The following is a 12,659-nucleotide window of genomic DNA, read 5'->3' on the forward strand; positions in this document are numbered from 1 at the left end:
TGCAAATAGCCCCATAAATAGAACTATTTGAATATCGCTGCTCTGCCCCTGCAGCCCTGCTAGGTCAATCCCTCATTGACCGCGCAGGCCAAGGCAAACCGTCCACGAAAAACGCCCCCACGCTCCCCCTGCTGCGCAAGGTCCGCTGCCCCCGAAGGGGCCGCTTTTTGCCTTGGGGCGGCCCGGCGACAAATGACCCCCACGCTCTCCTTGCTTGCGCAAGGTCCGTTGCCCCCCGAGGGGGCCGCTTTTTGCCTTGGGGCGGCCCGGCGACAAAATGACCCCCACGCTCCCCTTGCTTGCGCAAGGTCCGCTGCCCCCCGAGGGGGCCGCTTTTTGCCTTGGGGCGGCCCGGCGACAAAAAAGCGGGCCCGAGGCCCGCTTCGCTGTCGTCGAGCATGCCGCGCCGGCTCAGGCGGGCCCACCCGGGTAGGCCGGCCGCTTCGCCGCCCACAGCCACATGGCGATGCCGCCGATCACCATGGGCACGCACAGCCACTGGCCCATGCTCATGCCCAGGGACAGCAGGCCCAGGAAATCATCGGGCTCGCGGAAGTACTCGGCGATGAAGCGCAGCGCGCCATAGCCGATCAGGAAGACGGCCGCCACCTGGCCCGGCTTGTGCTCCTTGCGCGCATACAGCCACAGCAGCACGAACAGCAACAGGCCTTCGAGCAGGAACTGGTAGACCTGGGACGGGTGGCGCGGCAGCATGGAGCCGCTTTGCGGGAACACCATGGCCCAGGGCAGCTCGGGGTTGGCGAAACGGCCCCACAGCTCGCCATTGATGAAGTTGCCGACGCGCCCGGCCGCCAGCCCCGTGGGCACGCAGGGTGCGACGAAGTCGGCCACTTCCAGCCAGGAGCGGGCACGCGAGCGCGCGAACCAGACCATGGAGGCGATCACGCCGACCAGGCCGCCGTGAAAGCTCATGCCGCCTTGCCAGACATAGAAGATCTCCAGCAGATGGCCCAGGTAGTAGCCCGGCTTGTAGAACAGGCAGTAGCCCAGCCGCCCGCCGACGACCACGCCGAGCACGCCGAGGAAGAGGATGTCCTCCACGTCCTTGCGGCTCCAGGCCCGGTCGCCCTGCATGCGCACGAAGGGCGGGTGGCGCAGCCGCCGCGTGCCCAGCCACAGGAACAGGCCGAAGGCGGCCAGATAGGTCAGGCCGTACCAGTGCACGGCGAGGGGCCCTATCTGCAGGGCCACGGGATCGATCTGCGGGTACATCAGCATGGTCGGCATTGTGCCGCAGCGCAGCACGGCCGGCGCCTGTCAGGGCTTCGGCCCGCGGTCGACGCCAGGCCAGGGCCGGCTCGCCGTTTCGGTGAGCACCGCTCACCAATTCCCGCCAGAACATTTCGCAGCAATGCGCGGACCGGCTTGCTAGCATCTGCCTTTCGCGGGCATGGCCCATCCAGCATCACCGCCAAGAAGGCACCGCTCCATGCATCCCCCTTCCTCCCCCACTCTCCACCGGCCCGTTGAGCTGACGGTGGTGCGCCATGGCGAAACCGAATGGAGCCGCCAGGGCCGCCACGCGGGACTGACGGACCTGGCACTGACCGAGGCCGGCCGTGCCGGCGCCCGCGCACTGGGGACCAGGCTCGCGGCCCACGGCCCGTACGAGCGCGTCGTGTCCAGCCCCCTGCAACGCGCCCGCCAGACGGCCGAACTTCTGGCGCTGGGCCCCGTCGGGACGGATGGGCGGCTGGTCGAGCGCGACTACGGCGACTATGAAGGACTGACCACGGCCGAGATCCGCGCCCGTGTACCGGGCTGGCATGTCTGGACCGATCCCGTGCCCCATGGCGAAGCGCTGGATACCATGGCACTGCGGGTCGATGGTTTTCTCCAGGAGCTGCTGCAGTCGCCGCAGCACCGTGTGCTGGTGGTTGCCCATGCGCATCTGATCCGGCTGATGGCCGCGCGATGGCTGGGCCTGGAGCCTCGGCAGGCAGCCCTGTTCAGGCTGGACACGCTGGGCGTGGCGCGCCTGGGCTGGGAGCGCGAGCGCCCCGTGCTGCTGGGCTGGAACGCGTGATGGCCACGCCGGCGCTGCTGTGGGATTTCGATGGCACGCTGGTCGACACCGGCGCCCTGTGGCGGCAAAGCGAATACGACTTTCTCGCGGCGCGCGGCCTGCCCTGGAACGACGCGGCCAGCGAACGGCTGCTGGGCGGCAACCTGGAGCTGGCCGCCGAGGTGATGGCCGAGGTGACCGGTGCACGCTTCACGGTCGAGGAACTGCGCCAGGGCATGGGCGAAGCCGTGCGTGCCGCGCTCTCGCGCCAGGTGCCCTGGATGCCCGGCGTGCCCCGACTGCTGCGGGCGCAGGGCCTGCACGGCCTGCGCTGCGCGCTGGTCACCTCGTCCTATGCATCCATCGTGCGCACGGCCCTGGATCCCCTGCCCCATTGCCCCTTCCAGGCCATGGTCACGCGCGAAGACGTCTCGCTGCCCAAGCCGGCCCCGCAACCCTATCTGCTGGCCCTGGAGCGCCTGGGCGTGCCTGCCGCCCACGCCCTGGCCATCGAGGATTCGCCCTCCGGCGTGGCGTCGGCACGCGCGGCCGGATGCCATGTGCTGGCCGTGGGCCCGCAGCTGCAGGCCCTGGCCCGGCGCCACGTGGGCGACAGGCGGCTGGCACAGGTCGACAGCCTGGCGCACATGGGCCTCGACGATCTGCTGGCGCTTTTTCCCGGCCTGCCGCGCCTGCCGCCCCGACCCGCCGGCTGACCCACGGGCCGGTGTGGCAGGCCGGTCAATCGCCTCGGGGCGCCGAAGACAGCTTGTCCAGCGCAGCGAACAGATGGCGTCTTTCGGCCGGCGTCAGCAACTGCTCCATCTCCTGCTCCAGCCGCGACACTTCGCTGCCGGCCAGGTCTTGCAGCGCACGGCCCTCTTCGGTGAGATGCAACTGCTGCAGTCGCCGGTCACGCGGATCGGGCTGGCGCAGGATCAGGCCGCGCTGCACCAGGCGTTCGACCACCGGCACCAGGTTGGAGGGAGAGATGTCCAGCGCCTCGCCCAGCTGGCGCAGGTAGATGCCCGGGTTGCTGTCCAGCAGCACGAGGATGGAGAACTCGCTGGGCTTGAGATCGAAGCCGGCCACGCGCCGCGCGAACAGCTTGTGGATGTGGATCTCGGTGCGCGTGAGCCGGTAGCCGAGGTAGCGCAGCAGGCGCGACTGATCGATCGCGGATTCGGGGATGCTGTCCATACGCACAGGCCTGGCTGGAGAGGAAAGGAAGCTGGGTTGCGGGAGCCGCGCCGGCGCCATGCCGGTGCGGCGTCCGATCATAAGGCGAGCACGGGCGGCGCGGCCTCGGCCGCGGCCTCCACGCGGCGCTGCCAATGCTCCGCATCGAGCAATCCGTGGCTGAAGAAATAGCGTGCGCTCACGGTCTTGGATTCGCGCAGCGCCGCATCCTCCAGCCCCTGGCTCACGCGTGCCGCGCGCGCCCAGGCAAAGGCCATGCACAGCGTGCCGACCAGGCGCAGATAGTCCTCGGCGCAGCGCGCCAGCAGCGGCCCGTCTCCGGGGGCGCGGGCGCACAGGTCCCGGGTCAGTGCATCGAGGTGGCCGCTCCAGCCGCGCAGCGCATCGGCGAAGCCGGGCTCCAGGCGCGCCGCCTCGCAGGCATCGGCCTCCTGTCGCAGCGCCTGCAGCAAGGGCGCCAGCGCCGCCCCGTCGCTGGCGGCCACCTTGCGCTGGAGCAGGTCCAGCGCCTGGATCTGGTTCGTTCCCTCGTAGACCATGGCGATGCGCGCGTCGCGCAGCGTCTGCTCGATGCGGTACTCATGCACATAGCCGTAGCCGCCGAAGACCTGCAACGCGTCGCTGGCCAACGCGAAGCCCCGCTCGGTGAAGAAGGACTTGACCACGGGCGTGAGCAGCGAGGCCAGCGCATGCGCCTGGGCGCGCTCGGCCGCCTCGGGGGCGTGCTCGGACAGGTCGAGCTGGTGGGCCACCCAGCCTGCGATGGCGCGCATGCCTTCGGTCCACACGCGCAGGTCGGCCAGCATGCGCTGCACGGCCGGCTGCAGGGCGATGGGATCGGCCGGCCCGCTGGCGCCGGCAGGCCGGGGCTGGGCCCGCATCTGCCGGCGCTCGGCGGCATAGGCGCGTGCCAGTTGCCAGGCCATCTCGGCATGGCCCAGCCCCTGAAGGCCCACGTGCAGCCGCGCCGAATTCATCATCACGAACATGGCCGTCAGGCCCTGGTGAGGCTGGCCCACCAGCCAGGCCTGCGCATCCTCGAAGCGCATGGCGCAGGTGGCGCTGGCCTTGATGCCCATCTTCCTTTCGATGCCGTCGCAGTGGATGCCGTTGGGCGCGAAGCCGCCGCCCTCCCGCGGGATGCCGCGCGGCGCCAGGAACAGCGACAGGCCGCGCGTGCCGGGCGGCGCATCGGGCAGGCGCGCCAGCACCAGGTGCACGATGTTCTCGCTCATGTCCTGGTCGCCGCCCGAGATGAAGATCTTGCTGCCGTCGATGCGGTAGCTGCCATCGCCCGCAGGCCGCGCCTGGGTGCGCAGCAGGCCCAGGTCCGAGCCGGCCTGGGGTTCGGTCAGGCACATGGTGGCCAGCCAGCGGCCGCTGACGATGTGCGGCAGATAGGTCTGCTTGAGATGCGCATCCCCGTGCGCATGCAGGCAGGCATAGGCGCCGTGCAGGATGCCCGGGTACATGGTCCAGCCGTGATTGGCCGAAGCCAGCATCTCGTGCAGCGCGGCGTCCAGCAACTGGGGCAGGCCCTGGCCGCCGGCCTCAGGCGCGCAGGCCAGCGCGGGCCAGCCGGCCTCGACGAAGGCAGCATAGGCGGCCGCAAAGCCGTCGGGCGTGCGCACGCGGCCGTGCTCCAGCCGGCAGCCCTGCAGGTCGGCCGGGCCGTTGAGCGGCGCCAGGACGTCGGCACAGAAGCGACCGGCCGCCTCGACGACCATGTCTGCCGTCTCCTGGTCCATGTCCGCGTGGGCCGGCATGCGCTGCCAGTCGGCCCCGGCGCCAAGCCAGTGCTGCTGCACGAAGCGGATGTCGTCCAGCGGGGGCTGGTAATGGGATGCCTGCGCACTCATGCCCGGCCCTCCTGCATGGCGGCGACCAGCCGCCGATAGGGACCGATGGCGCTGGCCAGGCACAGCACGGACAGCAGCGCTGCCAGTGCCGAGACCAGGCCCAGCGACAGGCCCACGAGTTTCTCGTCATGGAAGACGAAGTCCGTGAAGAAGGCCACGAGGAAGGGGCCCAGGCCCAGGCCGATCAGGTTGATCAGCAGCAGATAGATGGACGTGACCTGGCCGCGCAGCTGGTTGGGCGTGACGGCCTGCAGTATGGGCGGCGCCAGCGCCACCGGCATGCCCAGGAAGAAGGTGGTCGCGGCCACGGCGACCAGGGCCACCGTGGGCGATGGCGCGAAGGCCAGCGCCAGGCCCGTGAGCACCAGCACGGCGGTGGCCGCCAGCGAGATCACGATCGAGCCCACGAGCTTGCCGCGCGCCGTCAGGTGGTCGGCCAGGAAGCCGCTGATCAGCATGCCGCCGATGCCGAAGCTCAGGATGATGACGCCATAGGCCGGGCCGATCTCGCCGGGCGTCCAGCCCCATTGGCGGATGAAGGTGGCCGGCAGCCATGCCGTGACGCCGAAGGTGACCATGGCCGTGATGCCGGGCGCCAGCAGCAGCGGCAGGAAGGCGCGCTTGTGGCGCAGCACAAAGGACAGATCGGGGGCCGGGCTGGCGGGCATGGCCTCTGCGGCCTTGGCGGACGCGGCCCGCAGCCCGCGGCGCAACGGCTCGCGCACGGTGTACATCAGCGCCACCAGCGGAATGCCTGGCAGGGCCACGAAGATGAAGGCCGCCTGCCAGGGCTTGAAGCTGCCCAGCAGCGGGAAGACCACCTCGCCGGCCTGGCTGGTGGCCTGGATGACCAGTCCGCCCACGATGAAGGCCGTGGCCGAGCCGATGTATACGCCCGAGGTGTAGATGCTCATGGCGCGTGCGCGGCGCTCGGGCGGGAAATAGTCGGCCAGCATGGAATAGGCGGCCGGCGACAGTGCGGCCTCGCCCACGCCCACGAACATGCGCGCCACGAACAGCGAGACAAAGCCCGTGACATAGCCACCGGCCGCCGTGGCCAGCACCCAGATCGCCATGCCGATGACGATGAGGTTGCGGCGGTTCCAGCGGTCGGCCAGGCGGCCCAGGAAGATGCCCACGAAGGTGTAGAAGATGGCGAAGGCGAAGCCGTGGACGATGCTGAACACCCAGTCCGACAGCTGCAGGTCCTTCTTGATGGGCTGCACCAGCAGGCCCAGGATCTGGCGGTCCACGAAGGACAGCGTATAGGCCAGCAGCAGGATGATGGTGACGTAGTAGGCATAGCCGAGGCCCGAGGGCTCGGCAGGGACGGACGCAGACACGCGGCCCGGCGGATAAGGCAGGCTCATGGAGACCTCCGGTGGAGGAAGTGAAACGGGGAGCGGAATGGAAAAAGGGCCGGCACGGCGCCAGCCCCGGCACGGTCATCAGCCTGCGCTGTGCTCGACCAGCATCAGCGCATCGAGCGCGACCACGCCCTGCCCTTCGGGCAGCACGATGACCGGGTTGAGATCGATCTCACGGATGGCCGGTGTGCCGCGCAGCACCTGGCCCAGGCGCACGATGAGCTCGGCCAGTGCCTTGCGGTCCAGCGCCGGCGAGCCACGGTAGCCGTGCAGCAGCGGGGCGCCCTGAAGCCGGTCCAGTTCGCGCAGCACCTCGTCGGTGGACAGGTCGGCATCGAGCAGGCGTGCATCGCGCGTGATCTCGGCCGTCACGCCGCCCAGGCCGGCCAGGATCACCGGGCCCCACTGCGGATCGTTGCGCGCGCCGATGATCAGCTCAAGGCCGCGACGGCCCATGGCCTCGATGAGCACGCCGTCAAGCGCGATGCCGGCGTCATAGGCCGCGACGTTGGCATGCAGCCGCTCCCAGGCCTCGTCCATGGCCCGGGCGTCGGCGATGTTCAGAATCACGCCGCCCGCATCGCTCTTGTGGCTCAGGTCGGCCGACTGGGCCTTGAGCGCCACGGGCCAGCCGATCTCATCGGCAATCGCCACGGCCTGCTCGGCGGAAGTTGCCAGCCGGCCGCGCGCAAACGGAATGCCGGCCTGGGCCAGCACCTGCTTGGACTGGTACTCGGGCACCACGGTGCGGCCCGGGGGCAGGGCCAGCGCCAGCGGCTGGGCATCGGTGCGCCCGAAGCCGCGCGCGCTGAAGGCCGCCAGGCGCTGCACGGCGCGCAGCGCGCGCTCGGTGCTGGGGAAGTACGGCACGCCCAGCGCACGCATCTCGGCGATGAACGCGGCGGGCACGGCCGCACCCTCGTCCAGTCCCGCGACGATGACGGGCTTGGCGGGCCTGAGTTCACGCACGGCGCGCAGCACGGGCGGCATCTTGATGCCGCAGGTCACGGGGTCGCCCTGGATCAGGCCGACGATGATGGTGGAAAAACGTGCATCACCGAACAGCGCATCCAGCGTGCGGAAATACAGGTCGGGCTCGACCAGGCCCTGGGCCGTCAGGTCCAGCGGATTGCTCACGCCCACGAAGTCGGGCAGCGCGGCGCGCAGCGCGGGTGAATCCGCATCGGCGATGGCGGGCAGCGCCAGACCCAGTTCCTCGGCCCAGTCCAGCGTCAGCGCCTTGAAGGCGCCCGACTCCCCGAGCACGGCCACGCCGGCCGATGGCAGCACGGGACAGCGGATGGCGATCTCGGCAATGTCGCCCAGTTCCTCCAGCGTCTCGGCGAAGATGGCGCCCGCGCGTTCGAGCTTGGTGCGCATCAGCGCATAGTCACCGGCCATGGCGCCCGTGTGCGTGGCTGCCGAGGCGCGCGCCGCGCTGCTCTTTCCCGGATGCAGCAGCACCACGGCCTTGCCCAGGCCGCGCGCACGGGCCACGGCGGCCAGGATGCGCGCGGGCTGGCGGAACTGCTCGACGATCATGGCGACCACGCGCGTCGAATCCTGCTCCAGCAGGAAGTCCACATAGTCCTCGGCATGGCTTGCCGCCTCGTTGCCGGTGGAGATGGCGTAGGACAGCGGAAGCGCGCGGCTGGACAGCGTGGTGCACAGCACCGTCATCATGGCGCCGCTTTGCGAGACCACGCCGATGGCAGGCCGCGCGGCATCGACCTGCTGCGCGTCGATGTTCACCTCGACAAAGGTCAGCGGCACGCGCTGCAGGTAGTTGATGCAGCCCAGGCAGTTGGGGCCTTCCACCACCATGCCGGCCTCGGCGGCAATGCGTGCGATCTCGCGCTGCTCGGCCATGCCGCGCTCGCCCGCCTCGGCAAAGCCTGCCGAGAAGATCACCGCCGCGCCCACGCGGCGCGCCGCCAGCGCGCGCACCGTGTCCAGCACAAAGGGCTGGGGGATGGCCAGCACGGCCACATCCACGCCGTCGGGCAGCTGATCGACCGAGGCCAGGCAGGCCCGCCCGGCGATCTCGCTGCGCTTGGGATTGATCAGGTGGATGTCGCCGGCAAAGCCGTTGCGCTCCAGATTGCCCAGCACCGATGCGCCCAGCGCACCCGGCGTGGCCGAGGCGCCGACGATGGCGATGGAACGCGGCCTCAGCAGCCTGCCGATGTCGGGCCGCAGGGCGGCCGCCATCTCTGTCGTTGTCATTCTTGTCTCCAATGATTAAAGCTGGAAGGCCTACCGCCCGTGATGGACGCTGCCCAAGCGAGGGACACCGAGGAAGGGCCTGGGCCGGCCGCGCCGCCCCGCACTGAGGGTGTCGCCGGCTGCCCGTATGCCCCCCTCCCCCGCGAAGCGGGTAGAGAGGCGCCGTGCAACGGGGGGAAGGCGCGAAGCGCCTCAGGGGGTGACTTGCTTGCTCAAGTCGTAGGTGCCCAGGCCGGGCTTGTAGGTCTTGTCGTCCAGGAACTGGCGCATGCCTTCCTTGCGGCCTTCGTTGTCGAAGCTGTTGGCGGCTTCCTGGGCCCGCACCAGGTAGTCCTCGGCGTTGTCGTAGGTCATGTCGCGCACGCGGCGGATGGCATCCTTGGTGGCCTTCAGGGCGCTGGGATTCTTTTGCAGCAGGACTTCGGCCACTTCGGTGACGCGGGCCTTCAGGCGGTCGGCCGGCAGCGACTCGTTGACCAGGCCCCACTCGGCGGCCGTGCGGCCATCGATGTTCTCGCCCAGCATGGCGTGGTACATGGCGCGACGGAAGGACAGCAGCTCCACGGCCACCTTGGAGGCGCCGCCGCCGGGCAGGATGCCCCAGTTGATCTCGGACAGGCCGAACTTGGCCTCATCCGAGGCAAAGGCCAAGTCGCAGGCGAACAGCGGGCCGTAGCCGCCGCCGAAGCACCAGCCGTTGACCATGGCGATGGTGGGCTTCTGGAACCAGCGCAGGCGGCGCCACCAGCCATAGCTCTCGCGCTGGGCCTTGCGGATGCCGCCCAGGCCCGTGGCTTCGGTTTCGCGGAAGTATTCCTTGAGGTCCATCCCGGCCGTCCAGGCCGATCCCTCGCCCGTGAGCACCACCACGCCGACATCTTCACGGAACTCCAGATCGTCGAGCACGCGCATCATCTGGCGGTTGAGCTGGGGGCTCATGGCGTTGCGCTTTTCGGGACGGTTGAATTTCACCCAGGCCACGCGGCCTTCGACGGTGCAGGACACGGTCTGTTCTTCGGTACGTTCGGTGCTCATTGCGCTTCCTTGTGCAGAGGGAAATGGGGGGTTGGCCACCGATGTTTCGGCGCCATAATCGTTATGATAAATAACTATTATTGGACATAGCAATACAGCGTTTACCCCTAGGTGAACGCCCCTGCAAGCCTCCCAATGCGAATGCTTCTGCGTCGCGCATGCATGCAATGCGCAAGCCACGGGGAATTGCGGTCTGCGCTTCGGCCACGCGGCGGTTCACGCGATACTTGCGGTGTTCAACACAGTCAGGAGAAGAAGAACATGCAAGGCCAGCCAGAAGTCGTCGAATGCCTCATCGAACTGCTGCGCGGCGAACTCGCCGCACGCGACCAGTACTTCATCCACTCGCGCCAGTACGAAGATCAGGGCCTGCTGCGCCTGTTCGAACGCATCGGCCACGAGATGGAAGAGGAAACCCAGCATGCCGACGCCATCCTGCGCCGCATCCTGTTCCTGGGCGGCCGCCCCGACATGCGGCCCCACGCGTTCACACCCGGCGAGACCGTGGAAGAAATGCTGCGCAAGGACCTGGAGACCGAGTACCGCGTGCGCGACAGCCTGCGCGCGGCCATGGCCCTGTGCGAGCGCCACGGCGACTACAACAGCCGCGACCTGCTGCTGGCCCAGTTGCGCGACACGGAAGAAGACCACGCCTACTGGCTGGAGAAGCAACTGGGCCTGATTGAAAAAATAGGTCTGCCCAACTACCTGCAAAGCAAGATGGGCGAGCCGGCCTGAAGACAAGTCGCCCCACGATGAAAAGCAAACCGGCAGCCACGATGAAACGGCAAGCCGGTCGCCCCGCGACGAAGCAAGAGCCCTCAAGGGCCTGAGAGAGAAGAAGAGAAAAGGGATGGAAGGCCTTGCGGCCTTCCATCCCTTTTCATTCTCATCGGGTGCGCACCGCCGGGCGGCGGTGCAGCCCGGTGTCAGTCGTCCAGCAGGGACAGGTCGCGCACGGCGCCCTTGTCGGCCGACATCACCAGCTTGGCATAGGCCTTGAGCGCGGCCGAGACCTTGCGCGGGGGGGCTGGGCGGGCTTCCAGCCCTTGATGTCCTGCTCGGCGCGGCGGCGGGCCAGTTCCTCGTCGGAGACCAGCACATTGATGCTGCGGTTGGGAATGTCGATGCGGATGCGGTCACCGTTTTGCACCAGGCCGATGGCGCCACCGGCGGCCGCCTCGGGCGAGCAGTGGCCGATGGACAGGCCCGAGGTGCCGCCCGAGAAGCGTCCGTCCGTCAGCAACGCGCAGGCCTTGCCCAGGCCCTTGGACTTGATGTAGCTGGTCGGGTAGAGCATCTCCTGCATGCCGGGGCCTCCCTTGGGACCTTCGTAGCGCACGATGACGATGTCGCCGGCCTTGACCTTGTCTTCCAGGATGTTCTGCACGGCCTCGTCCTGCGACTCGGTCACATGGGCCGTGCCTTCGAACACAAGAATGCTCTCGTCCACGCCGGCCGACTTGACCACGCAACCGTCCAGGGCGATGTTGCCGGTCAGCACGGCCAGACCGCCCTCCTTGGAGAAGGCGTGCTCATAGGAGCGGATGCAGCCCTCGGCGCGGTCCAGGTCCAGGCTGGGCCAGCGCGTGTTCTGGCTGAAGGCCACCTGGGTCGGGATGCCGGCCGGACCTGCCAGGTAGAAGTGCCTCACGGCCTCGTCCTGGGTGGTCGTGATGTCCCACTGCGCCAGGCCTTCGCCCAGGGTCTTGGCATGCACGGTGGGCACGTCGGTGTGCAGCTTGCCCGCGCGGGCCAGTTCGCCCAGGATGGCGAAGATGCCGCCGGCGCGGTGCACGTCCTCGATGTGGTATTTCTGCGTGTTGGGCGCCACCTTGCACAGCTGGGGCACGGAGCGCGAGAGGCGGTCGATGTCCGCCATGGTGAACTCGATCTCGGCCTCGCGGGCGATGGCCAGCAGGTGCAGGATGGTGTTGGTGGAGCCGCCCATGGCGATGTCCAGCGTCATGGCGTTCTCGAAGGCCTTGAAGCCCACGGAGCGCGGTAGCACGGAATCATCTTCCTGCTCGTAGTATTCGCGGGCCAGCTCGACGATGCGGCGGCCGGCGCGCTTGAACAGTTCCTCGCGGTCGGCATGCGTGGCCAGCACGGTGCCGTTGCCGGGCAGGGACAGGCCCAGCGCCTCGGTCAGGCAGTTCATGGAATTGGCGGTGAACATGCCCGAGCAGGAACCACAGGTGGGGCAGGCCGAGCGCTCGACCTGGGCGACCTGCTCGTCGGTGTAGTTCTTGTCGGCCGCGATCACCATGGCATCCACCAGGTCCAGCTTCTTGAACTCCAGCGTGTGCGTGGTGGGGTTGGCCAGCTTGGTCTTGCCCGCTTCCATGGGGCCGCCCGAGACGAAGATCACCGGGATGTTCAGCCGCATGGCGGCCATCAGCATGCCGGGCGTGATCTTGTCGCAGTTGGAGATGCACACCAGGGCATCGGCGCAGTGGGCATTGACCATGTACTCGACCGAGTCCGCGATGATGTCGCGGCTGGGCAACGAGTACAGCATGCCGTCGTGGCCCATGGCGATGCCGTCGTCCACGGCGATGGTGTTGAATTCCTTGGCCACGCCGCCCGCAGCCTCGATCTCGCGCGCCACCAGCTGGCCCAGGTCCTTGAGATGGACGTGGCCGGGCACGAACTGCGTGAAGGAGTTGGCGATGGCGATGATGGGCTTGTCGAAGTCGCCATCCTTCATGCCGGTGGCACGCCACAGGGCGCGCGCACCAGCCATGTTGCGGCCGCCGGTGGAAGTCTTGGAACGGTATGCGGGCATGGGGAATCCAGTTGTCTGTCGTCTCGGTCCGTCCCTGGTCCTGTGGGGAAGGCCAGGGTCTGGGCGCAGATTATGGCGCAGCGCCCGCCACGTCGCATGGGCACAGGAATGCCCTGGCCGGCACGGGCAGCCCCTTTGCAGACCCCGGGCATCGCCTG

The 12,659-nt window shown here is 68.8% G+C and carries 9 protein-coding genes and 1 pseudogene; 3 read left to right on the forward strand and 7 right to left on the reverse strand.

Translation table 11 applies throughout. The features are described 5' to 3' along the window. Positions 1–411: 411 nt before the first annotated feature. Entirely contained in the window at positions 412–1,248 is an 837-nt protein-coding gene (lgt, locus tag L1Z78_RS18390; protein WP_234637816.1) for a prolipoprotein diacylglyceryl transferase, read from the reverse strand. A gap of 202 nt (positions 1,249–1,450) precedes the next feature. On the opposite strand from lgt, the gene L1Z78_RS18395 reads away from it, so the two are divergent. After that, complete coding sequence (locus L1Z78_RS18395; RefSeq protein WP_234637817.1) at positions 1,451–2,047, forward strand: histidine phosphatase family protein; 597 nt, start codon at positions 1,451–1,453, stop codon at positions 2,045–2,047. Next, complete coding sequence (locus tag L1Z78_RS18400) at positions 2,047–2,742, forward strand: HAD family hydrolase (RefSeq protein WP_234637818.1); 696 nt, start codon at positions 2,047–2,049, stop codon at positions 2,740–2,742. Before L1Z78_RS18395 ends, L1Z78_RS18400 begins: the two co-directional genes overlap by 1 nt. Before the next feature lie 25 nt (positions 2,743–2,767). Here L1Z78_RS18400 and L1Z78_RS18405 read toward each other — a convergent pair whose 3' ends face one another. The 5 genes from L1Z78_RS18405 to L1Z78_RS18425 all read right to left on the reverse strand — a co-directional run bounded on the left by L1Z78_RS18405 (position 2,768) and on the right by L1Z78_RS18425 (position 9,713). After that, positions 2,768–3,226, reverse strand: a complete 459-nt coding sequence (locus L1Z78_RS18405; RefSeq protein WP_234637819.1) for a MarR family winged helix-turn-helix transcriptional regulator — start codon at positions 3,224–3,226, stop codon at positions 2,768–2,770. 77 nt (positions 3,227–3,303) lie between these two features. After that, on the reverse strand, positions 3,304–5,085 hold the full coding sequence (locus L1Z78_RS18410; protein ID WP_234637820.1) for an acyl-CoA dehydrogenase: 1,782 nt from the start codon (positions 5,083–5,085) through the stop codon (positions 3,304–3,306). Next, positions 5,082–6,455: an MFS transporter gene (locus tag L1Z78_RS18415; RefSeq protein WP_234637821.1), complete on the reverse strand. Its 1,374-nt coding sequence runs from the start codon at positions 6,453–6,455 to the stop codon at positions 5,082–5,084. Before L1Z78_RS18415 ends, L1Z78_RS18410 begins: the two co-directional genes overlap by 4 nt. Positions 6,456–6,533: 78 nt before the next feature. Beyond that, positions 6,534–8,678, reverse strand: coding sequence for an acetate--CoA ligase family protein (locus tag L1Z78_RS18420; RefSeq protein WP_234637822.1), 2,145 nt, complete (start codon positions 8,676–8,678; stop codon positions 6,534–6,536). 192 nt (positions 8,679–8,870) lie between these two features. Continuing rightward, complete coding sequence (locus tag L1Z78_RS18425) at positions 8,871–9,713, reverse strand: p-hydroxycinnamoyl CoA hydratase/lyase (RefSeq protein ID WP_234637823.1); 843 nt, start codon at positions 9,711–9,713, stop codon at positions 8,871–8,873. 261 nt (positions 9,714–9,974) lie between these two features. Between L1Z78_RS18425 and bfr the strand changes: the two genes are divergently transcribed. Next, positions 9,975–10,451 carry a bacterioferritin gene (gene bfr / locus L1Z78_RS18430; RefSeq protein WP_234637824.1) on the forward strand — a complete coding sequence of 159 codons (477 nt, stop codon included), beginning with the start codon at positions 9,975–9,977 and terminating at the stop codon, positions 10,449–10,451. 191 nt (positions 10,452–10,642) lie between these two features. Here the strand turns inward: bfr and ilvD are convergent. Next, positions 10,643–12,501, reverse strand: a pseudogene (gene ilvD / locus L1Z78_RS18435) (dihydroxy-acid dehydratase). Positions 12,502–12,659 lie beyond the last annotated feature (158 nt).

The organism is Delftia tsuruhatensis, from assembly GCF_903815225.1.
GTDB classification, from domain to species: Bacteria; Pseudomonadota; Gammaproteobacteria; order Burkholderiales; family Burkholderiaceae_C; genus Comamonas; species Comamonas tsuruhatensis_A.

Coding starts and splice junctions, on each gene's coding strand:
- bfr (WP_234637824.1), top strand. CDS start 9,975: ATGCAAGGCCAGCCAGAAGTCGTCGAATGCCTCATCGAACTGCTGCGC.
- L1Z78_RS18410 (WP_234637820.1), bottom strand. CDS start 5,085: ATGAGTGCGCAGGCATCCCATTACCAGCCCCCGCTGGACGACATCCGC.
- L1Z78_RS18420 (WP_234637822.1), bottom strand. CDS start 8,678: ATGACAACGACAGAGATGGCGGCCGCCCTGCGGCCCGACATCGGCAGG.
- lgt (WP_234637816.1), bottom strand. CDS start 1,248: ATGCCGACCATGCTGATGTACCCGCAGATCGATCCCGTGGCCCTGCAG.
- L1Z78_RS18400 (WP_234637818.1), top strand. CDS start 2,047: ATGGCCACGCCGGCGCTGCTGTGGGATTTCGATGGCACGCTGGTCGAC.
- L1Z78_RS18415 (WP_234637821.1), bottom strand. CDS start 6,455: ATGAGCCTGCCTTATCCGCCGGGCCGCGTGTCTGCGTCCGTCCCTGCC.
- L1Z78_RS18425 (WP_234637823.1), bottom strand. CDS start 9,713: ATGAGCACCGAACGTACCGAAGAACAGACCGTGTCCTGCACCGTCGAA.
- L1Z78_RS18395 (WP_234637817.1), top strand. CDS start 1,451: ATGCATCCCCCTTCCTCCCCCACTCTCCACCGGCCCGTTGAGCTGACG.
- L1Z78_RS18405 (WP_234637819.1), bottom strand. CDS start 3,226: ATGGACAGCATCCCCGAATCCGCGATCGATCAGTCGCGCCTGCTGCGC.